The organism is Peribacillus sp. NPDC096448, assembly GCF_044762675.1.
Classification (GTDB): Bacteria; Bacillota; Bacilli; order Bacillales; family DSM-1321; genus Peribacillus; species Peribacillus frigoritolerans_B.
The window spans coordinates 1-17,642 of sequence record NZ_JBIWEU010000011.1 but is presented as its reverse complement, the minus strand read 5'-3'; the positions used below and the strand labels follow the sequence as shown (position 1 = coordinate 17,642).

At 39.3% G+C, this 17,642-nt stretch carries 25 protein-coding genes, 1 tRNA gene and 1 pseudogene; 15 read left to right on the top strand and 12 right to left on the bottom strand.

The window, feature by feature from the left end; all coding sequences use genetic code 11:
- Positions 1 to 26 precede the first annotated feature (26 nt).
- Positions 27 to 800, top strand: a complete 774-nt coding sequence (gene fabI / locus ACIQ0C_RS18315) for an enoyl-ACP reductase FabI (protein WP_402836438.1) — start codon at positions 27 to 29, stop codon at positions 798 to 800.
- Positions 801 to 917: 117 nt separating this feature from the next.
- Here fabI and ACIQ0C_RS18310 read toward each other — a convergent pair.
- From ACIQ0C_RS18310 to ACIQ0C_RS18300, 3 genes and pseudogenes are all read right to left on the bottom strand, one after another.
- Positions 918 to 1,103 (bottom strand): annotated as a pseudogene (locus ACIQ0C_RS18310) (Ger(x)C family spore germination C-terminal domain-containing protein); the annotation flags it as partial.
- A 54-nt stretch (positions 1,104 to 1,157) separates the two neighbouring features.
- Complete coding sequence (locus ACIQ0C_RS18305; RefSeq protein ID WP_402836436.1) at positions 1,158 to 1,376, bottom strand: hypothetical protein; 219 nt, start codon at positions 1,374 to 1,376, stop codon at positions 1,158 to 1,160.
- Between the two features lie 40 nt (positions 1,377 to 1,416).
- Positions 1,417 to 1,584, bottom strand: coding sequence for a hypothetical protein (locus ACIQ0C_RS18300; RefSeq protein ID WP_403062531.1), 168 nt, complete (start codon positions 1,582 to 1,584; stop codon positions 1,417 to 1,419).
- A gap of 219 nt (positions 1,585 to 1,803) precedes the next feature.
- On the opposite strand from ACIQ0C_RS18300, the gene ACIQ0C_RS18295 reads away from it, so the two are divergent.
- The 9 genes from ACIQ0C_RS18295 to spoVIF all read left to right on the top strand — a co-directional run bounded on the left by ACIQ0C_RS18295 (position 1,804) and on the right by spoVIF (position 6,367).
- A complete protein-coding gene (locus ACIQ0C_RS18295; RefSeq protein WP_402836433.1) occupies positions 1,804 to 2,118 on the top strand; it encodes a hypothetical protein in 315 nt (104 codons plus the stop codon).
- 11 nt (positions 2,119 to 2,129) lie between these two features.
- Positions 2,130 to 2,702: a hypothetical protein gene (locus ACIQ0C_RS18290; protein WP_402836431.1), complete on the top strand. Its 573-nt coding sequence runs from the start codon at positions 2,130 to 2,132 to the stop codon at positions 2,700 to 2,702.
- A gap of 14 nt (positions 2,703 to 2,716) precedes the next feature.
- Positions 2,717 to 3,082, top strand: a complete 366-nt coding sequence (locus tag ACIQ0C_RS18285) for a DUF1360 domain-containing protein (RefSeq protein WP_402836430.1) — start codon at positions 2,717 to 2,719, stop codon at positions 3,080 to 3,082.
- 290 nt (positions 3,083 to 3,372) lie between these two features.
- Positions 3,373 to 3,870, top strand: a complete 498-nt coding sequence (locus ACIQ0C_RS18280; protein WP_403062528.1) for a YhcN/YlaJ family sporulation lipoprotein — start codon at positions 3,373 to 3,375, stop codon at positions 3,868 to 3,870.
- Positions 3,871 to 3,886: 16 nt separating this feature from the next.
- Positions 3,887 to 4,357 carry a stage V sporulation protein AC gene (gene spoVAC, locus ACIQ0C_RS18275; protein WP_402836427.1) on the top strand — a complete coding sequence of 157 codons (471 nt, stop codon included), beginning with the start codon at positions 3,887 to 3,889 and terminating at the stop codon, positions 4,355 to 4,357.
- Between the two features lie 3 nt (positions 4,358 to 4,360).
- Positions 4,361 to 5,386, top strand: a complete 1,026-nt coding sequence (spoVAD, locus tag ACIQ0C_RS18270) for a stage V sporulation protein AD (RefSeq protein WP_402836425.1) — start codon at positions 4,361 to 4,363, stop codon at positions 5,384 to 5,386.
- Positions 5,387 to 5,402: 16 nt separating this feature from the next.
- Positions 5,403 to 5,759 carry a stage V sporulation protein AE gene (spoVAE, locus tag ACIQ0C_RS18265; RefSeq protein WP_402836424.1) on the top strand — a complete coding sequence of 119 codons (357 nt, stop codon included), beginning with the start codon at positions 5,403 to 5,405 and terminating at the stop codon, positions 5,757 to 5,759.
- Positions 5,760 to 5,862: 103 nt separating this feature from the next.
- Positions 5,863 to 6,000 carry a YjcZ family sporulation protein gene (locus tag ACIQ0C_RS18260; protein WP_402836423.1) on the top strand — a complete coding sequence of 46 codons (138 nt, stop codon included), beginning with the start codon at positions 5,863 to 5,865 and terminating at the stop codon, positions 5,998 to 6,000.
- Between the two features lie 112 nt (positions 6,001 to 6,112).
- Complete coding sequence (gene spoVIF, locus ACIQ0C_RS18255; protein ID WP_034314458.1) at positions 6,113 to 6,367, top strand: sporulation-specific transcription regulator SpoVIF; 255 nt, start codon at positions 6,113 to 6,115, stop codon at positions 6,365 to 6,367.
- Positions 6,368 to 6,483: 116 nt separating this feature from the next.
- Here the strand turns inward: spoVIF and ACIQ0C_RS18250 are convergent, their stop codons facing one another.
- Positions 6,484 to 8,757, bottom strand: a complete 2,274-nt coding sequence (locus ACIQ0C_RS18250) for an ATP-dependent helicase (RefSeq protein WP_403062525.1) — start codon at positions 8,755 to 8,757, stop codon at positions 6,484 to 6,486.
- Positions 8,758 to 8,907: 150 nt separating this feature from the next.
- Here ACIQ0C_RS18250 and ACIQ0C_RS18245 point away from each other — a divergent pair, with 150 nt between their 5' ends.
- The gene (locus tag ACIQ0C_RS18245; RefSeq protein ID WP_402836419.1) at positions 8,908 to 9,204 is read left to right on the top strand and encodes a hypothetical protein; all 297 of its coding nucleotides are present in this window, start codon (positions 8,908 to 8,910) and stop codon (positions 9,202 to 9,204) included.
- Positions 9,205 to 9,258: 54 nt separating this feature from the next.
- On the opposite strand, the gene ACIQ0C_RS18240 is transcribed toward ACIQ0C_RS18245, so the two are convergent.
- The 5 genes from ACIQ0C_RS18240 to ACIQ0C_RS18220 form a co-directional block, all read right to left on the bottom strand.
- On the bottom strand, positions 9,259 to 9,747 hold the full coding sequence (locus tag ACIQ0C_RS18240; protein ID WP_367406946.1) for a spore coat protein: 489 nt from the start codon (positions 9,745 to 9,747) through the stop codon (positions 9,259 to 9,261).
- Positions 9,748 to 9,980: 233 nt separating this feature from the next.
- Positions 9,981 to 10,244: a hypothetical protein gene (locus ACIQ0C_RS18235; RefSeq protein WP_402836417.1), complete on the bottom strand. Its 264-nt coding sequence runs from the start codon at positions 10,242 to 10,244 to the stop codon at positions 9,981 to 9,983.
- Between the two features lie 159 nt (positions 10,245 to 10,403).
- Positions 10,404 to 10,832: a GNAT family N-acetyltransferase gene (locus ACIQ0C_RS18230; protein ID WP_403062523.1), complete on the bottom strand. Its 429-nt coding sequence runs from the start codon at positions 10,830 to 10,832 to the stop codon at positions 10,404 to 10,406.
- Positions 10,833 to 10,836: 4 nt separating this feature from the next.
- Positions 10,837 to 11,352: a YjcG family protein gene (locus ACIQ0C_RS18225; protein WP_063232156.1), complete on the bottom strand. Its 516-nt coding sequence runs from the start codon at positions 11,350 to 11,352 to the stop codon at positions 10,837 to 10,839.
- Between the two features lie 88 nt (positions 11,353 to 11,440).
- Positions 11,441 to 12,163 (bottom strand): alpha/beta hydrolase, encoded by a 723-nt coding sequence (locus ACIQ0C_RS18220; RefSeq protein ID WP_403062519.1) that lies wholly within the window; start codon positions 12,161 to 12,163, stop codon positions 11,441 to 11,443.
- A 190-nt stretch (positions 12,164 to 12,353) separates the two neighbouring features.
- Between ACIQ0C_RS18220 and ACIQ0C_RS18215 the strand changes: the two genes are divergently transcribed.
- Complete coding sequence (locus ACIQ0C_RS18215) at positions 12,354 to 12,911, top strand: phosphatidylglycerophosphatase A family protein (protein ID WP_034314446.1); 558 nt, start codon at positions 12,354 to 12,356, stop codon at positions 12,909 to 12,911.
- Positions 12,912 to 12,928: 17 nt separating this feature from the next.
- On the opposite strand, the gene ACIQ0C_RS18210 is transcribed toward ACIQ0C_RS18215, so the two are convergent.
- Positions 12,929 to 13,150, bottom strand: coding sequence for a hypothetical protein (locus ACIQ0C_RS18210; protein ID WP_402836411.1), 222 nt, complete (start codon positions 13,148 to 13,150; stop codon positions 12,929 to 12,931).
- A 614-nt stretch (positions 13,151 to 13,764) separates the two neighbouring features.
- On the opposite strand from ACIQ0C_RS18210, the gene ACIQ0C_RS18205 reads away from it, so the two are divergent.
- The 3 genes from ACIQ0C_RS18205 to ACIQ0C_RS18195 all read left to right on the top strand — a co-directional run bounded on the left by ACIQ0C_RS18205 (position 13,765) and on the right by ACIQ0C_RS18195 (position 15,391).
- The gene (locus tag ACIQ0C_RS18205) at positions 13,765 to 14,220 is read left to right on the top strand and encodes a hypothetical protein (protein WP_403062516.1); all 456 of its coding nucleotides are present in this window, start codon (positions 13,765 to 13,767) and stop codon (positions 14,218 to 14,220) included.
- Positions 14,196 to 14,777: a hypothetical protein gene (locus tag ACIQ0C_RS18200; RefSeq protein WP_403062513.1), complete on the top strand. Its 582-nt coding sequence runs from the start codon at positions 14,196 to 14,198 to the stop codon at positions 14,775 to 14,777. The genes ACIQ0C_RS18205 and ACIQ0C_RS18200 overlap by 25 nt, the downstream gene beginning before the upstream one ends.
- Before the next feature lie 542 nt (positions 14,778 to 15,319).
- Positions 15,320 to 15,391: transfer RNA gene (locus ACIQ0C_RS18195), tRNA-Val, on the top strand.
- 106 nt (positions 15,392 to 15,497) lie between these two features.
- On the opposite strand, the gene ACIQ0C_RS18190 is transcribed toward ACIQ0C_RS18195, so the two are convergent.
- Both ACIQ0C_RS18190 and ACIQ0C_RS18185 read right to left on the bottom strand, forming a co-directional pair.
- Positions 15,498 to 16,631: a site-specific integrase gene (locus ACIQ0C_RS18190; RefSeq protein WP_403062510.1), complete on the bottom strand. Its 1,134-nt coding sequence runs from the start codon at positions 16,629 to 16,631 to the stop codon at positions 15,498 to 15,500.
- A gap of 353 nt (positions 16,632 to 16,984) precedes the next feature.
- Positions 16,985 to 17,182, bottom strand: a complete 198-nt coding sequence (locus ACIQ0C_RS18185) for a helix-turn-helix domain-containing protein (protein WP_403062507.1) — start codon at positions 17,180 to 17,182, stop codon at positions 16,985 to 16,987.
- Positions 17,183 to 17,642 lie beyond the last annotated feature (460 nt).

Sequence of the window (17,642 nt, the reverse complement as noted above, 5' to 3'; positions counted from 1 at the left end):
GTATTAAAAATAGGAGGTCACATACGATGACTTTTTCATTAGAGGGAAAAACGTTTGTCATAATGGGTGTTGCGAATAAAAGAAGTATTGCATGGGGAGTTGCCCGTTCCTTACATAAAGTAGGTGCAAAGCTTATCTTCACTTACGGAAAAGACCGTACAGAAAAAAGCGTCAAGGAACTATCTTCTACATTGGAAGGGGAGCCCTCCATCATTTTACAATGTGATGTAACGAAGGATGAAAGCATTGATAAATGTTTTGCGACGATTAAGGAAGAAGCAGGTATCATTCATGGCGTGGTACACAGTGTCGCATTCGCTAACAAGGAAGAGCTGGATGGTGAGTTCGTCAACACGAGCCGTGAAGGGTTCTTGCTTGCCCATAATATCAGTTCATTTTCTTTAACAGCTGTAGCTAAAGCGGCGAAGGAAATCATGCCTGAAGGTGGCAGCATCGTCACAATGACGTATCTTGGCGGTGAACGGGTCATGCCTAATTATAATGTAATGGGAGTGGCCAAGGCTTCGCTTGAAGCCAATGTCCGTTACCTGTCAAGTGATCTTGGCAAAGATAACATTCGAGTCAATGCTATTTCAGCGGGACCTATCCGTACTTTATCCGCTAAAGGTGTTCGTGACTTCAATACAATTTTAAAGAAGATTGAAGAAGAAGCACCGCTTCGTCGTACAACGACTCCTGAAGAAGTAGGGGATACGGCAGTATTTTTATTAAGTGACATGTCCCGCGGAATTACCGGGGAAAATATCCATGTGGATTCCGGTTACCATGTAATCGGATGACAATAAAAGTAGGGGGCCGATATCGGTCCCCTTTTTTTATTGATTTTCAACTCCTTTGTCTCAGTGCCCTTCAAAGATAGGAGATAATTTTGTTTACCGGTGTCTTGAAGTTCTACCTCAACCCAAATTGATCTGAGTATCATCTTCCAAGGGGATCATTCCTTTGTTCTCAATTCTTTTCCAAGTATCATTTCCATTCCGATAGAGTATTTTAGGGAGGTTGAAGAGGTCGATATCTCTTTTTTGCGTATATTGATATGTCTTTTTTATCTCTTTCTTGATTGAGCGTTTTATTTCTGATTCATATTGTTTTACGCGTTATATCATTTTTAATCAATTCCACACTTGCCCTTATTTTTAAGTCCACATTAAAACGACTTTCCCGTTTTTCCCTTTGCTAGGAGTGATTTTTGTCTTTTTATCGTAAAGGATGACAGATGTATCCTTTTTTGTTCCGGGGAAAAGGGTTACGTTATCACGAACGAAATCTTTATTGACCAATCGTCCGCCATTCATGACGTTATTCGGCAGAAAATCTTTTATTTTATTATTGGAAATGATAGTTACACTTTCCATTAATAATGACTTCTTCTTTTTATCCTGACCGGTCCATTGCTTAGTTATTTTTAATTCTGGAATGGATCTCTCTAAGATTGATGGGCAGGATGAATGAACTTTGATGATAGTTATCATCCGGATCACTCAATTTTGAAAATGCAATGGAGATACCCGTTTTGCACTTGGCAGTAAATGAGGAAGGATCGATCTTTCCGCTTTTTTTCATCTTCGGAGCTCCTTTAACAGCCATTATTTATTAGTTTTCTCCACTAATGCCCAACATATCCAAGATTGGGTGATGTCCTTTTTTTGGGGGAGTGGCACATCTCCAGCATAAAGAAGGGTGAATCTCATATAAATGATACATAGAGCTGATATTCATTATTTGCGAGAATCGGCAAAAACCTGCTTTCAACCCTATTCGTAAAAAAGAAGGAGGGGCATCATGGACGTGAAGAAAGTTGGTCTGCCTTGTGCTGTTGGAAAACAAACCAGACACAATCCGCTGAAGAGACATATTGATTTGAATGAAAAAAATATCAGCACTTCATATACCGCCGAGGAATTGGTGGAGCTATTGTCCCGACTTCCAGCCTTTGCACCTAAGCCTGTTTGTAAGTTCATCATCAATGACCGTACACTATTCGGGAAATTGGAACAAAAAAAAGAATCCAGTTTGTTCATAAGGCATAAATTCGGGAAAAAAGTTGTCCAATACCAGATGGAACAGCTACAGTCCGTGGATATTCTGAAATATTAAGGAGGGTTTTCATGTCAGAGAAAAATGGCGATAAGGAATCCAAACCACTTTTGTATGTCGATCAAGCAAAAATATCAGATCAGCGTGGAAATATGCAAAGTGATTTTCGAACGAAAAAAGCTAAACCTCAAGACAGCGCTGAGCCGGAACTTCAGGAAGAAGCCGAGAATAAAGAAGAAAAAATCGAAAAAGTCAAACGCGAATTTGGTGTTTATGATGCCATGATGGAAATTGAAAAAGAGATTACGGGATTAAGGAAAATCACCGAACAATATGTCCCTGAGCAAACTCCAGTTGAAAAAATGGAACACCCTGAACATATAGAACAGGAAAACGAAAAGCCAGTTAAGAGAAAAAGGAAAAAGGTGGAGAAGAAAGAATCTTCCCGGGACATCATTTCCCGCCTATCCAATCATCAAGGTTTTCCAAAACCATTATGTGAGGCTGTAATTAACGGAGAAACGCTTCGGTTTCATGTGTTGGGAATGAGAGGGGAATCAGTGAAGATTAAAAGAGGGAACCATATCCGTTTCGTGGGTCTGCCGGATATTATCGATGCCAAAATAATTGAAGAATCCAAGTGAAGGAGCAATATTAAATGTTTCCCCCACAAAATGAATTTACCTTATTTATCATATTGGGCTTGGCTTCCTTCAGGCTGACACGCTTGATCGTTTTCGATAAAATCATGGAGCCGCTGCGCAGCCCCTTTTTTAAAGAGATAGAGGAAAAAAATGAAGAAGGGGAAGTGGAAATATTTTTAATGCCCAAGGAAAAGGGCCTGCTTGGCTGGTTTGGACAATTGCTAAGCTGTTTTTGGTGCGTGGGTGTCTGGGTCAGCCTGTTTCTGGTTTTCCTTTATATCCAACATTGGTTTATAGGCGACGTACTGATATTAATCCTTGCCGTCGCAGCAGTAGGAGCGATTATTGAGGTCCTAATCAGCAAAATTATGGACATTTGATTGGAAACAACTTGTCTATTCGTTCATATAGTATGATATAGATCTTAAAGGAGGAGTCATGAATTGAATCAGAAACAGAATCCATGGGCATATGCCAAACCGATAAAAAAAGATCAGCCAATCAAAATCAAGAAGGACTGTGGCTGTAATAATAACAATAAAAATAAAGGCTATTGAGTAAAAAAACCTTTCCATTTTGGAAGGGTTTTTTTATTTCCTAATCCTACCATTCATAAAAAAACAGTTAAACAAGAAAATAACAATAGAACGATAAATTAGGATGTGATTCTATGTTCAGACAAGGAAGATATTTTAAAGGAAGCTGGCTGGTTTTTATAGTTGTTTTGTGTGTGCTTACTGCATGCAGCAATCAGAATGATGGAAAAACGGAGAATTTAGCAATGATTAAACGTACGAATCCTGAACCGATGGATATCATTAATGGAATGGATGAGAAGGATGAAAAGGGACTGATCTCAAAGGTCAAGGAAACAGTTGCTAATGAAGACACCATCTATGACGTGATCGTCGTGAAGAACGGGAAAAAGATTATCGTCGCTTATAAAGTTAAGCACTTACAACGTTTTCACATGAAGAAAATTGAAAAGACTGTGACTGAACATCTGGAAGAAAGGTTTCCCGATAATGATTTTATTGTTTCAAGCGATTATAAAATCTTTTTGGAATCTGTAAGATTGAACGAGTTACTCAAGGAAAAAGATGTACCTGAGAAAAAGGCAAGGAAGAAGTTCAAGGAAATTGAAGAACTTCAAAAAGAATTAATTTAGAAGAGAGGTTCAACACATGAGCGGCAAGGATAAAACGACCCCAATACAGGATGCGTATCAAGAGCTTCAAGGGAAGCATGAAATTAAAAGACCATTAGTGAAGAATTGTTTGAAAGCCTTTTTGGTAGGTGGCATATTCTGCGCAGTCGGACAAGCCATTTCCTACTTCTATATTTATTTTTTCAACTTTACGGAGCAGACAGCCGGAAGTCCGACAACGGCAACCATGGTGTTTCTGGCCCTTTTGATGACCGGGTTCGGGTTTTACGACCGCATTGGCCAGTTTGGGGGGGCAGGGAGTGCCGTCCCTGTTACGGGGTTCGGTAACGCAGTCATTTCTGCAGCAATCGAACATCGGACGGAAGGTTTTGTCCTTGGAGTTGGATCCAATATGTTTAAATTGGCCGGATCCGTTATTTTATTTGGAGTATTTTCAGCCTTTGTCGTGGCGTTGATAAAAACGATTTACCTAATGATTGGGGGCTAAGCGGTGTTAAAGGGAAAACAAACATGGATGTTCACCAATAAACCGGTCATCTTGGAAACAGGGGTAACAGGAGGGCCATTTGAAGCTAATGGAGAAATCGCGGGTGATTTCGATATTCTATACGACGATTTGTGGATGGAGCAGGATTCATATGAGAAGGCTCATCGACATTTGATGGAGAAAGCGGTAGAGCTTGCATTGGAGAAAGGGAAGATTGACAAGGAGCAGGTACAATTTTTCTTGGCGGGTGATTTAATCAATCAGGTTACACCGACAAGCTTTGCAGCCAGAACCAATGGAATTCCATATTTCGGCTTGTTTGGAGCCTGTTCCACATCGATGGAAGGGCTTGCTCTAGCTGCCTTCATCACTAATTATGGCGGGGCTAACTATGTGTTGACAGGTGCATCGAGCCACAATGCAGCTGTTGAAAAACAATTTCGCTATCCAACTGAATATGGAGGGCAAAAACCACCTACGGCTCAATGGACGATAACAGGAGCGGGGGTGGCGCTGGTTGCTCCTAATGGAAGCAAGCAAGGGGAATTTCCCCATATTGTCTCGGCCACTATTGGAAAGGTCATTGACATGGGGCTGAAAGATCCTTTCAATATGGGGGGAGCGATGGCCCCGGCGGCCGCCGATACGATTCTTTCCCATTTTAAAGATACTGGTTTGACCCCGGATGATTACGATTTCATCATTACTGGCGATTTAGGTCAAATAGGGAGGGAGACAGCTCTTGACTTATTAAAGCAAAAGGGCTGTGATATCAATCAGGAAAAATTCAAGGATTGCGGATTGATGATTTTTAAAAAGGACCAGCCTGTTTTGGCTGGCGGGAGCGGTGCGGGATGTTCGGCAGTCGTTTTATACGGTCATATATTAAATGAAATGATTTCCGGTAAATATAAAAAAATCCTGCTTGTCGCAACAGGAGCATTATTGTCGCCGCTTTCCGTCCAGCAAAAAGATACGATTCCGTGCATTGCCCATGCGGTGGCCATTGAGTATGGGATGAATTCATGAAAAAGGAGGGATTTCGATGTTAGCAATGTTTTTTTGGGCATTTGTCATCGGTGGCTTGATATGTGTAGTCGGCCAGCTTCTTTTCGATGTTGCTAAGCTGACGCCAGCACATACGTTAAGCTTGTTCGTTGTAATAGGAGCTGTTCTTGCCGGATTTGATTTATATGAACCGCTTGTTGACTTTGCCGGTGCTGGAGCAACCATACCGATCGTTTCGTTTGGGAATTCGCTGGTGACCGGGGCGATGATGGAATCGGAAAAACATGGTCTCGTTGGCGTACTGACAGGTATGTTTGAGATTACGAGTTCCGGTATCTCTGCAGCAATCGTCTTTGGATTCATCGGAGCTTTGGTTTTCAGGCCAAAAGGGTAAAAGAAGCGAAATAGGCAGCCTTCGAATAGGACATGGCCTATACATATTTGTCCAGACCTACATATGTTATCAGTAAGCTTTAGCGAGAGCGAGGTGATATTGTATGTTTGGTTTTGGTGGCTACGGTTGTTGTGGCGGCAGCGGTTATGGATACGGCGGAGGATACGGCGGCGGATCTACTTTCGCGATAATCGTTGTATTGTTTATCCTATTGATCATTGTAGGGGCTTCTTTCTGCTAAGGCATAAAAGGAATAGGCAGAAGAAGCCTATTCCTTTTATTTTTTTTGTTGGGCCTAGCACTTTTTTCTGATAATGCCATAGGATAGGTACAGAAAAGGGAGGGGCTTAAGTATGGATAATAACTTTTTTAAAAACATAGAAGGTAAAACCGGCGTAAATATGAAAGATGTATTAGAATTGGCAAACTCGCTGCAAGGAGCCAACTTCAAAGATGAAACAACGGTTAGAAACGTCATTAAGCGCGTTTCAAAAATAGCGAATAAACCGGTCAATAAGGAAACGGAAGATAAAATCGTTCATTCCATCGTAGCGGAAGGGAATAAACTCGATTTCGGGACGATATCCAATATGATAAATAAAAAGTGAAAAAAGGCCTGCTATCCATGCAGGCCTTCAGACTGCAGCCAAACTCGAAAAAAAAGCGAGCTTGCCTGCGGTTTTTTAATTTAAAACAGTCATAGCTTTATAGCACCAGCTTTTGGTCAAAGCTTCAGGAAGCGTGATGGATGGGCGGTCCGTCCGCGTCTAGTTTGCAGGATGGAAAGGTAAAGGTCCTTTTTAGCCCTGGTTGCCGCCACATAGAGCAATCGTCTTTCCTCTTCAAGAGGGGATAGTTCCCCTTTGCGGTAAGATTCAAGTGCGAAATCATGAGGAATGCTGCCATCGACAGCAGCAAGGACATATACGGTTTGATATTCAAGCCCTTTGGAACGATGTATGGTGGTAAGCTGTATGGCATCCTTAAAGTGTTTCGATAGCTGTTTAATCTCTTGCACCATCGCGGTCATATGATCGACATGTTCAAGGAAAGCGGCGACGGTCGGGAAACGATTTGCCGCCACCTTTAAGTCACGGATGTCATCGGACCCTTTTTCCAGGTTCGCATCATTACCGCGTTTTTTTACATATTCCTGGTATCCCAAATCTTTCTCGATGATTTCTAACGCTACGAGTGGCGACATGATTTTTAAAGATCGGATCTGTCCCGGAATCGTTTTTAATTTTCGTTCTTGAAAAGCATGTCCAGTCTTAACGAAAGCAAATGCATCGATGAAATCACAATCCTGCAATATTGTCATTGCTTTTAACTCCTGTAATATACTTTGCTTTAAGAATAAGGAGGAAAGGACATCGGATGCTGCCTTGCTGTCATGCGGGAACAAACTCAAGCGCATAAAGGCAAGCATGCCGCGAATGACCTTGCGCTGATAAAACGAATCCGCATCCTTTTCAATGACGAATGGCAGATTGGAAGCGGCTAGCCGTTCAAAAATGGCCCTGGACATCGTGTGTGTCCTGTACAATACTGCAAAGTCCCCAGGGTTTGCTCCCTTGGATATTTTCTCCTGGATATCGGATACGATCATCGTTGCTTCCAATTCCTCATCATAAGGATAAAATAAAACAGGGGGATTTCCTGAATCATGCTGTGCCCTCATCTTTTTCTCCATCCGGTTCTGGTTGCGCTTGATCAAGCGGTTCGCTGTAGCGACAATTTCATGGGAAGAGCGGTAATTCTCCGTCAGCTTCACAACTTGGGAGCGAGGGAAATCATGATTGAAATTCAAAATATACTTCGGATCGCTTCCACGGAATGAATAGATCGATTGATCATCATCTCCAACTGCACATACATTTTTTGATTCAGCAGAGAGGAGTTTTATCAATTCATATTGAACTTTATTAATATCCTGAAACTCATCTACCAAAAAATAGTTAAACCTTTGCTGATATTTCTTTAAAAAATCCGGGTGGTTTTTTAAAAATACATAACAGCCTACAAGCATATCATCAAAATCATACTTCCCTGTTTGCTGTTTATATTCTTCATATTTCTTATATAAAAATAAACACGATTTCTCCCAATCGTCCTTAGGTTGGATATCTTCTGGAAAGGCCAATGAGTTTTTCCAAAGCCCAATTTGTTGAAGGGCTTGATCATATGCAAATTCCTTCTCATCAAGTTCCAATTCCCTGCCAGCCTGTTTCAATACCTTTTCTTTTTCCCACTCCCACTTCAATAGGAAATCACGCTGCCATTTGGCTGGTTCATGGAAAATCAGGATTTTATAAAAGATGCTATGAAAGGTCCCGCTAACGATTTGAGAAACAAGGGAAGGAGTCATATAGGGATAACCGAGCAGACGCTGCTGCATTTCCTTTGCGGATTTCGCCGTAAATGTTACAAGCATGATACTTTTAGGATCAATCTTTTTCACTGTAAGCATGTAGGCTGTGCGTACCGTCAATACGCGGGTTTTCCCGCTGCCTGCTCCTGAAAGGACTAGGATGGGTCCATCGATCGTCGTTACCGCCTTTAGTTGCTCTGCATCGAGAACAACCCCTGATGAGGCTAATTCTTGAAAGTATGGTTCCTCTGATTGTGCAAGGCAAGATGGTTTATCTGAATATTTCGGATTGCCGGTTATGGGCCGGCTTTTAAGGAAAGGTTCGGTAATGGTTTTCGTTTCCGTAATGGTTCGTGATGTAGGAATCCTAAATCCATTCTGTTCCATGTATTCTAATGGGTTTTCCTCATTTATTGGTTCTGAAATTGGCATGTCACAGGGTACCTGCGATGGATCACTATGATAAAAATAAGGCGTTTCATGGATTCCAATAAATAATTTCACTGGTTTATGACAAATGATACAAGAAAGCTGATCACGTTTTCCTTTTTCAAAAAGTGTCTGCAGCTCACCAGCTGAAACGGTATGTAAATGTACGATTTCATTGCCAGATTTTGCTTGATTCATATAAATGGATACCTCTAATCTATTAAAAATATCGGCAATACTCATCATACCAGAAGATCAGGAAAAAAGAATGCGGAAATCATGTTTAAATATTGTTCCGGCAGGGTAATTAAATGACAATATAACTATTTCAATATAAGGAGGGTTAGTATGGGATATATAGCACCTGTCACACAATTTGATTATATTCAATATGCCAACCGGACTGTCGAAGCTGCAGGGAAAGTAAGAATTGTTAAAGGAACGACACCCATTCAACCCATCCGTTTTGATCAGGTGTTGGAAAGGGAAAGGGAAAGCGTTGAAGGATTACATCAAATTCAAGATAATGATCGGGTATGTGCATATGGAGCAGGCACATATCAATATAAAATGGGCATGAGCGCCAGTGAAGATTTAACGGCTGGAATGACGGGAAAAGGCAGATTCATCAACGAAATTGTCTAGTTCCTCCAGAAAGACAAAAGAGGACACGTGAAGTGTCCTTTTTGTGTTGATTTCTTAAAGAATGTCTATTTCCACGATTAGAGCTAACAATAGTTGCAATAAAAGTTGGATGTTTAGAGCGATTTGTGCATCAGTTGTTGTAATGTCGATATCACGGCTGTTTTCAACAATTGTTTTTTGGCGCGTGATTTGTTTAACATTAGAAGATTGGATTAATTCTTGAGTGATCTTTTCAGCATTATCAGCATCTGCAATGGAAATGCTTACGATGACCGCAATTGCAGCTTGTAGAGCAGCTTGTAGTGATAGGGCCGCTTTAACATCCGTTGAAGTGATATTTACATTACAAGAATCTTTAATGTAAATAAGTTCTTCAGAAAGCTGAACTTGATTATTATCCTGTTTCGCATCTTGGTCAATCTTTGTGTCATCGTCGTTACAGAATCCTGAAAGGGGATGTCTGGAAGCTGAATCTAGAGCCGACCATGACCTTTCAGAGTCATCATGTGTGTTACAGTTGCTACGATATACATTTTGGTTCATGTTGTTTTTTCCTCCTTAGGTTTTATTCCCTATTAAAATATGCTTTGCTGGTTAATCGGGTTGGACGAATAAATCAGTTCATTCGTCTATTTTTTAAATACTTAGAGAAAGTATTAGTGTGTGGGGGATGAACAATAAAGAAGCTGGAGCTTTAGGAATGAAATGTAAGTGCTGCTATGACTCGGTTTACTTATTTCTCGCCAGCAAGTAGGGTGATTAGGTGATATGGTGCATCATTTATCTTTGGAATCCGTGAATTTGTTGTGAATGGAATTTGTAACTGGATTAACATCATGTTCCGTGATGTTCTTTTCTTGGTTTATGATTTTTAGTGATTGCTCTTGTAAATAACGCACGGTTTCTTTAAGGTTGTTTCTCTCTTTTTCAGTTAGATCGACCTTTTCCTTTTTGAAACCATGTTTTCTCATAGTCCTCGAAACCAGCAGTTCCATCAGTCTTTTTTGAGACTCCTCCAGGTTAAAATCATTGTTACCCATAAAATTTTCCCTCCTTCTTGCTTTCTATATATAGACTATGTATTTTTGAGGAGATTGCCATTGAACGGAAATGGTTTTTTTCATAAAACGATAATTTAAATCCATGAACGAACAAAAAAAGCTGTCCAATCAGAAGACTGAAAGGACAGCTTTTTCATATCATAAAATGGTTTTCTTCATCGTTTTATGAGGAATGCCAGCATCCATGAATTCGTCGGAAACGATCTCATACCCTAATTTTGAATAAAAAGGGATAGCGTGCACTTGGGAATCAAGCTTCAATTGAGGCACTTCCTGCTGGATTGCGTATTCCTCAATAGCATTCATGATCATGGCCCCGGCACCATTCTTACGGCCCGATGATAGTACACAAATGCGCTGTACTTTACCGATGTTGTCAATGACCCTGAAGCGGCCGGCACCGATTGGCTGATGCTGCTCATCATATAAAACGAAATGTGTAGATTCTTTTTCATGTTCATCGATCTCTTCTTCAAGAGGGACGTTTTGTTCTTGGACGAACACTTTTTTTCGAATCATATATGCATTTTCAAGCTCTTGGCTGTTCTCTGCAATTTTTACAAACACGAAATCATTCAGCTCCTAATCTAAATGTTTCATAAACGGTCCATGCCCCGTCTTCAAGTTGATACAGCAAGTGAACTCGTTTCACCTCTTCTTCATGGCTGATGTCAAGCATGCTTAATTGGCCTAAAACATCAGAATGCTCATTATCGGATAAATCTTGAGCGATCGTAATATGCGGGACAAATGCATGTTCACTTTCACTTTTTATGAAATCCTCATTGTTAAGTGCATCATGCAGCTCTTGGAGTCCTTCGGATAATTCTACTTTGAAATAAATAGTATTGCTTACTGGTTGGAAAGACTTCGTTTTCGTTACGCTCAGCGTAAAAGGCCTGCACTTTTGAGCGATGCCTTTTAATTGTTCCGCGATTGTTGAAATTTCCATATCCGTCGCTTCGAACGTTGGTTTAAGCGTTAGATGCGGTGGTATGAAAGCATATTTCGTATCATACCGTTTGCGATAGGAGTTAGCTAAATCTTGAAGTTTTTTTGAAGGGAAAATTGCAACACCATATTTCATAAATAAAACCTCCTGATATTTTTTATTGTGTATTATAGTTGGACATGTTTTTTCTTGAAACCATCCCAAAGAAATGATTTCGAGTGAATTAGAACATTTCCAACAGTGCTCGTTTCAAATCTGCCTGCCAGTATTTCCAGGTATGCTTACCTTCAAATTCTTCATAGAAGCAAGGAAATCCTTTTTGGTTTATTAATTTATGCAATTCCCTATTTGGTTCTATGAAGTTTGCCTTATTGCCATCCGTCGTCGGAACATCTGTTTCACCAGTCCCGATCACATGGTAAAGTTCGAGGAGATGCGGATCCTCAAAATTACGTACAGCATCCATTACTGCTTCATTGGCAAGTGGGGACTGCATGATGCATTTCCCGAATGTATGCGGATACTGCAAAGCGGCCAATAAAGAAACTGTACCGCCAAGAGAGTCACCGATCAAAGTTCGACCATGTCCCATTTGATAGGTTGGGAATTCATCATCTAAAAACGGGACAAGTTCATGGGCAAGAAAACGTATGTATGCAATGTGCTGTTCCCCGTCCGGATGATATTTGCGCCTGCGGTCAAAGCGGTCTTTATAAGGTATGCCGACAATGATGATATTTTCGATCTCATCGTTCCCTAACAGTTCATCTGCCACCCGGCCGATTCGTCCCATTTGAAAATAATCACGGCCATCCTGAGCAATCACAAGCGAATATTTATACAATGGCGAATAATTAGCAGGCAAGTAAACAAGCAGTTCCAATTCTTCTGCTAAAGCTTCGCTTTTAAACATGTACTCTTTAATTGTGCCTTTGCGTAAACTCATTCTCCCGCACCTCAATGATAATTAATAATGAAAAACAACTTACTTGATTATTTTAGCATAGCCTCGCAACTTTTTCCCGCGACAAGAATTTGGAATATAAAATTTTCGTTATATTTTCTAAAAATTTAAATTATAAGGTGCTATAATACAAGGATATAGAAAAATAATACAAAAAAAGGTGGCGAATAAAATGGCAGATGTACACGTACACAGCAGGGAAGTGACAAAGGCGGCTAAACGAACATTATTGGAGCGTGGTGTCAGTGTGGAGGCAATTGCAAAAATCGTTTATGAATTGCAGTTCCCGTACAAAGCTGATCTTAAGCTGGAGGAATGCATCCACAGCGTTGAGCGTGTCTTGTTGAAAAGGGAAATTCAACATGCCATTTTAGTCGGTGTGGAGCTGGATAAACTGGCAGAGCAAAAAAAGCTATCAGAACCCCTGCAATCGATTGTTGAATCTGATGAAGGGCTTTTCGGAGTGGATGAAACGATTGCCTTTGGTGCAGTACTCGGTTATGGAAGCATTGCTGTAACGACCTTTGGCCATTTGGATAAAAATAAAATAGGCGTCATACACGAACTTGATAAGAAGCAAGAGGGAATCGTGCATACCTTCCTGGATGATATCGTTGCAAGCATTGCCGCGAGTGCCGCCTCGAGGTTAGCCCATCGTTTGAGAGATGAAGAAGAATCGTTAACTGAACAGGAAAAGGACATCCAGGAAGAAGAAGAGTTAATAGGTTGAACCTTGATGAGCAATCTTCATCCAGACCTGTAAAACCTGGCCTTAATGAGGCGGGCAGAAAGGATGTTGGCTACTTTAAATGTCCTTTTCGTCTGCCTTAGAAAACAGAATGCGTGAATATGCCCTGGATAAATTTCAATCACCTGGATTTTCCGTTGCGTAATTTTACCTTGTTCGGAGAGATAAATTATCTCCAATGGAGCATTATCTTCCATATGTTTACGAAGCATATATTTCATTCTCTGTCACTCCTTTGCTGACTTGCTTGCTATCATTATATGCGAACATACGTTTTGTATGCAAGTGAAAAGGGGGGAACGTTGGTTCGCTCAAAAAAACAAATAACAAATTATGTACTTTAAGTACATTACTAGTTAGTCATTACATACGAAAAGTTAGTTCAGTTGGAGAACACTTCCTTGACGGTGAATATCTCTAAGGGTGATCCTCAACTGTATTCATCCCATTTTCTGCGGGAGTTTCCTCTTAGTAGTACAGTAGCTAGGTTCTTCATCAATCCAAACTGAAGTGCCATTTATACCCCACCTCTTTTCAGATTAAGAATAAAGAATCTGTTTCCCCGATTATCATCCACAAAAATCCCTTCTTTTTTTTTGTTAACGACCAACCTTCTTAAAATGGTTTATAAACCAGTAGATTTTCGCTGTTTGAGTTAGATTTATTTTCAAATTTGTAACATATGTACAAACATCTTTTCTTTTAATGAATAAAATAACCCGAAAATAAAAAAAGAAAAAGGTGATTATAATTAAAAATCATTATTCCATTTCACATTGTAATTCCTTTATAGACACCACATATCTTAATAAGAAATGTGTGCAAAAGAAACCGGATGATTGTCATTGCTGTCATAAGAAGCACAATGACTGTATTTGTCACCAAAAGAAACCGGATGATTGTCATTGCTGTCATAAGAAGCACAATGACTGTATTTGTCACCAAAAGAAACCGGATGATTGTCATTGTTGTCATAAAAAACACAGTGAATGTATTTGTAAGCAAAAGAAACCGAATGATTGTCATTGCTGCCATAAGAAACACAATGACTGTATTTGTCATCAAAAGAAACCGGATGATTGTCATTGTTGTCATAAAAAACACAGTGAATGTATTTGTGAGCAAAAGAAAACCGGTGACTGTCATTTGTGCCATAAGAAACATAATGACTGTATTTGTCATCATAAGAAACCGGATGATTGTCATTGTTGTCATGAAAAACACAGTGAATGTATTTGTGAGCAAAAGAAAACCGATGACTGTCATTTGTGCCATAAGAAACATGATCTAGTAAGAGCATCTGCGTTCAGGGCTAATAAGAACACACCACAACTTTACAAAGCAGAGGAAACTCCCTCTGTAAAAGTTTTATACCAAACAGAACAGTTTGATTTAGCAGATGAATATAATCCACATATATCAACATTTATTCCAACTAAGGATGGAATTTATGAGATTACAGCAAAAGTCTCGTTTCGTCCGTCAAAAAGTAAAAGCGATGATTCCTCAAAAAACAAAAAAGACAATTGTAAATGTGATTATTGCAGAAAAAATAGTTGCAAATGCGATTATTGCAAAAAAAGCCATTCTTCAAAAGACAAAAAAAAGCATCCTTCAAAAGAAGGAAGTGTCGCATCCATTTCAATTAACGTAAATGGAGATGATTTAGATATTGTTAATGACTTCTTGGAGAAATCAAGACCTATTGGACTATCGGTTACTGCAATCCTTAAGTTACAAGCAGGAGATCGGGTACAAGTATTATTTAGCGCAGATGCAAACGGAGAAATTTTAGCAGAAGCACCTTTAACCAACTTTCAGGCTGCTAGATTCCCTTCTCCAATGTAAAGATCTTTTTTGCTTAAGCCTTAGATGGAGCACCTGGACATCATATTGGTTAATGAAAGTTGAGCCTTGAAAAATGTTAGTCGGATTCTATTCTGAGAGATTTTTGGGGTCAGATCCTGCTGGCTTCTTTTTTTCTATGAACGGTTATCGGGGAAAAAAGAGTAAACTCTCTTGAACAACTTCTCAAAAACAAACCTTACTCAGCGTCAGCTTTCAGTAGAATGACTAAAATGAAGACAAAAACAGTATCCGACTATAAAGAAAAGATACTTTATCAAATTGGCTCGTGTTACTTTACTACGAAGATCTGGAGATAACGGATATAGGAAATTCATTAAGATAAATAGTTTGAATAGTGAACTGATTCTTACAAGCTTGAAGCTTTCAGGGATTAACTTCAAAGATCGCTTTAAGGAAAAAACTTTTTTAGCAAAACTACTTGTTTTATTTTGAATACCAATATATAATAAATCTTGTTCAGAAAAGAAGTCAGCAACTAAGTAAGGTTTAAAACCAAGCTCTAAAGAGCTTGATTTACATACGACTTGTTAGCTCAGTGGGAGAGCACTTCCTTGACAGGGAAGGGGTCGTGGGTTCGAATCCCTCACAGGTCATCAACTGCCAAAGGCTCAAATCCTTGATATCACAGGGATTTGGGCCTTTTTTATTTTGTCTTACTGGATGCGTTTAGATCAATGATAGTGATTTGCTCACATTTTGCTAACGTGACTTCTGAATAGCATTGTGGAAAATATCCGCTACTTCATCATCTTGGTTTGGAATCAAATGGGCGTAATTCTTTAACGTGATTGTAGGATCCGAATGTCCTAAACGAGCCGCTACTCTGACGATATCTACCCCTTCAGAGATCAAGATGGAGGCGTGTGTGTGCCTGATATCGTGAAACCGAATGGATGTCACGTTAGCCGCTTTACTGATACGCTTCATCACGCGTAACACGTTCCGTGGATCTTGTAAGGTGCCGATCTCTGTACAAATGACTAAGTCTTGGTCTTGATAATGTTCCCCAAGCCTTTTCCTCAGTGTTTCTTGACGTTCTTTATGAGCCTTTAATTCCCTGACAAGGAAATCAGGAATCGGGACTTGCCGTTTTGATTTTTTCGTTTTCGGTGTTGATAAGAGATATCCTTTATTAGGGATGTGAGAAAGGGAACGTTGTATCCGGATAGATTTTTTTCCAAAGTCAATATCGCTCCATTTTAGCCCAAGGAGTTCACCTTTCCTCATTCCCGTATAAATGGCGAGTAAGAACGTTAGATAATGTCGTTCTCCCTTGCATTGATTAAGGAACGAATCAATCTCATCAAAAGACCATATCTTCATTTCTTCTTTTTTAACCGAGGGTGGATCGGCATTTATCACCGGATTGGAACTAATCTTTTTCCACTTTACCGCTTGACCGAATGCCTGATTTAACAACTGATGTAACTTTCTAATGGTACTCGTACTATACTCCTCGTCTAATTTGAGGTTATAAAAAGCATCAATATCTTCGGTCGTAATTTTTGAAAGGGGCTTGATGGCAAAGGGATTTTCCCTAATTAAGTGCTTATCCATCAAATACTTTCTGCTTGAGGCTGTTGTTTCTTTAATCCTTTTTTGATAATGTGACGTAAACCAAAATTCCATATAGGAAGAAAATGACTCTTTGCTCGGTTCGGCATATCGATCTTCATCCAGTGCAGTCAGAATCTTTCGAAGAGCAGCATCTGCATCTTTTTCACGAGGAAATCCACTCTTAGTTTTTTGTCTTCGTTTACCTGTAATCGGGTCTCTTCCTATGTCTACAATATATGACCAAGTTTTACCCCTTTTTTTAACAGTGCCTTTCATAGTGCTTGCCCCCATATCCTATTGTAGTTCGTGTTAGAAAAATGGAAAGCAAGTGGTCTAGTATCAGTTTGACCACTTACTTTCGGTTCTATAAGCCGCTCTTTTCCTCAAGTTTTAAATGAGCAGCTTGAAAAATGCTGCTTGTGCATCTTTTTGGCGTGTGAATCTGCTTTATTTTTTTTGCCTACATTCACCTGTTAGCTAGCGAATTATTCTCAAAATCTACTATATGTCCAAGAGTTTCCTCTCTTTTTTGAGCTACCTCTCATTATGCTAACCTCCGTAAATGTTTGATAGTAATTATGTAAGGGAAGTAAGTAGTTCATTGATATGACCACTATGCATTTCCGGTTTTATAAGCTGCACACTTGTTGCTGCGTCAGCCAGTTAAAAAATTCATCACGGAGCACGCGTTTGCTGCGACCTAATTTAATAAGTGGAAATGATTTTTGTTCCATTAACTCATAAGCGGTTGGCTTAGATACCATTAAAATTTCAGATAAATGTACGGCTGTTAGGATCATTGGATAATCTTCGATGTTTTTAGGCATACTTTATTTCTCCTCATAATTTTATTTTATTAGTTTAATAGTGATTAATTAGAATTAACTTATTTAATTCGGACACATTATATTTTTAAAAACCAATCGTTTTCAAGGGGTTACTCTAAAAATAAAAAGGTTATTGTCTCAAAATGATAATCTTCGATGTTTTTAGGCATACTTTATTTCTCCTTTAATTTTTTATTTATTAGTTTAAAAGTAATTAATTAGAATTAACTTATTTAATTCGGACACATTATATTTTTAAAAACCTCTCATTTTCAAGGGGGACTCGAAAAATAATAAAAAAGTAATAAGATAATGCATAGCAAAAGTAAATTTGAGAGATTGTGATGGTTTCAACTTAAACTAATGGGGCAGGTTAGCTCAACAAGGGATAATGTATTTGAAATAGATTACTACTGTACTACCTATGATTTTCTTTATGTAAACCAATGGTTTACACCAT

Coding starts and splice junctions, on each gene's coding strand:
- fabI (WP_402836438.1), top strand. CDS start 27: ATGACTTTTTCATTAGAGGGAAAAACGTTTGTCATAATGGGTGTTGCG.
- ACIQ0C_RS18305 (WP_402836436.1), bottom strand. CDS start 1,376: ATGGAAAGTGTAACTATCATTTCCAATAATAAAATAAAAGATTTTCTG.
- ACIQ0C_RS18300 (WP_403062531.1), bottom strand. CDS start 1,584: ATGAAAAAAAGCGGAAAGATCGATCCTTCCTCATTTACTGCCAAGTGC.
- ACIQ0C_RS18295 (WP_402836433.1), top strand. CDS start 1,804: ATGGACGTGAAGAAAGTTGGTCTGCCTTGTGCTGTTGGAAAACAAACC.
- ACIQ0C_RS18290 (WP_402836431.1), top strand. CDS start 2,130: ATGTCAGAGAAAAATGGCGATAAGGAATCCAAACCACTTTTGTATGTC.
- ACIQ0C_RS18285 (WP_402836430.1), top strand. CDS start 2,717: ATGTTTCCCCCACAAAATGAATTTACCTTATTTATCATATTGGGCTTG.
- ACIQ0C_RS18280 (WP_403062528.1), top strand. CDS start 3,373: ATGTTCAGACAAGGAAGATATTTTAAAGGAAGCTGGCTGGTTTTTATA.
- spoVAC (WP_402836427.1), top strand. CDS start 3,887: ATGAGCGGCAAGGATAAAACGACCCCAATACAGGATGCGTATCAAGAG.
- spoVAE (WP_402836424.1), top strand. CDS start 5,403: ATGTTAGCAATGTTTTTTTGGGCATTTGTCATCGGTGGCTTGATATGT.
- ACIQ0C_RS18260 (WP_402836423.1), top strand. CDS start 5,863: ATGTTTGGTTTTGGTGGCTACGGTTGTTGTGGCGGCAGCGGTTATGGA.
- spoVIF (WP_034314458.1), top strand. CDS start 6,113: ATGGATAATAACTTTTTTAAAAACATAGAAGGTAAAACCGGCGTAAAT.
- ACIQ0C_RS18250 (WP_403062525.1), bottom strand. CDS start 8,757: ATGAATCAAGCAAAATCTGGCAATGAAATCGTACATTTACATACCGTT.
- ACIQ0C_RS18245 (WP_402836419.1), top strand. CDS start 8,908: ATGGGATATATAGCACCTGTCACACAATTTGATTATATTCAATATGCC.
- ACIQ0C_RS18240 (WP_367406946.1), bottom strand. CDS start 9,747: ATGAACCAAAATGTATATCGTAGCAACTGTAACACACATGATGACTCT.
- ACIQ0C_RS18235 (WP_402836417.1), bottom strand. CDS start 10,244: ATGGGTAACAATGATTTTAACCTGGAGGAGTCTCAAAAAAGACTGATG.
- ACIQ0C_RS18225 (WP_063232156.1), bottom strand. CDS start 11,352: ATGAAATATGGTGTTGCAATTTTCCCTTCAAAAAAACTTCAAGATTTA.
- ACIQ0C_RS18220 (WP_403062519.1), bottom strand. CDS start 12,163: ATGAGTTTACGCAAAGGCACAATTAAAGAGTACATGTTTAAAAGCGAA.
- ACIQ0C_RS18215 (WP_034314446.1), top strand. CDS start 12,354: ATGGCAGATGTACACGTACACAGCAGGGAAGTGACAAAGGCGGCTAAA.
- ACIQ0C_RS18210 (WP_402836411.1), bottom strand. CDS start 13,150: ATGAAATATATGCTTCGTAAACATATGGAAGATAATGCTCCATTGGAG.
- ACIQ0C_RS18205 (WP_403062516.1), top strand. CDS start 13,765: ATGATTGTCATTGCTGTCATAAGAAGCACAATGACTGTATTTGTCACC.
- ACIQ0C_RS18190 (WP_403062510.1), bottom strand. CDS start 16,631: ATGAAAGGCACTGTTAAAAAAAGGGGTAAAACTTGGTCATATATTGTA.
- ACIQ0C_RS18185 (WP_403062507.1), bottom strand. CDS start 17,182: ATGCCTAAAAACATCGAAGATTATCCAATGATCCTAACAGCCGTACAT.